This is a genomic window from Luteitalea sp., from assembly GCA_009377605.1.
Taxonomy (GTDB): Bacteria; Acidobacteriota; Vicinamibacteria; order Vicinamibacterales; family Vicinamibacteraceae; genus WHTT01.
In genome coordinates, this window is sequence record WHTT01000372.1 from 1 (window position 1) to 508 (window position 508).

General features: G+C 64.0%; 1 protein-coding gene. It reads right to left on the bottom strand.

From position 1 onward, the window contains the following. Positions 1 to 27: 27 nt before the first annotated feature. Positions 28 to 297 carry a hypothetical protein gene (locus GEV06_29345; GenBank protein MPZ21941.1) on the bottom strand — a complete coding sequence of 90 codons (270 nt, stop codon included), beginning with the start codon at positions 295 to 297 and terminating at the stop codon, positions 28 to 30. Positions 298 to 508 lie beyond the last annotated feature (211 nt).

The following is a 508-nucleotide window of genomic DNA, read 5'->3' on the forward strand; positions in this document are numbered from 1 at the left end:
GCCAGCAGCGTCGAGCGGTCAGCTCTGCTACGCCTCGGCGCCCTCTGGCCCCGGCGAGCGGGCCGGCGATTGGCGTGCATACGGCATCGGTTTGCGCTCAACGCCGCCTTGGTAGGTGTAGACCCGCTCAAGGCGGCCGATGGCGTCGTGGACGTACACTTCTCCGTCGCGGGCGCGCGCAAGCTCGCATGCCCAAGCAACGATTTGCGATTTGTCTTCCGAGGAAATAGGCGGGTGGCCGGTCTCGGTTAGCGCGCACCACGCCATGCCACGCCTGACAACAAAGTAGGTCTTCATCGCCTCCTCCACAGAGCCGCCACTGGCACCGCATCGCCTTTCAGCAAGCGTTGTTCCCGGGCGACACCCACCGGCCCAATAGCAAACGGCCCGGTCTTCCGGGCCTAGGGACTTGGAAACGGAATCATGTTGGGATGGCCAATTCAGCGAAGCGACGACGGCGACTTTGGGACGAGTACGTGTTTCCGGATTTCGTCCGCTCCCCATCGTG

Coding starts and splice junctions, on each gene's coding strand:
- GEV06_29345 (MPZ21941.1), bottom strand. CDS start 297: ATGAAGACCTACTTTGTTGTCAGGCGTGGCATGGCGTGGTGCGCGCTA.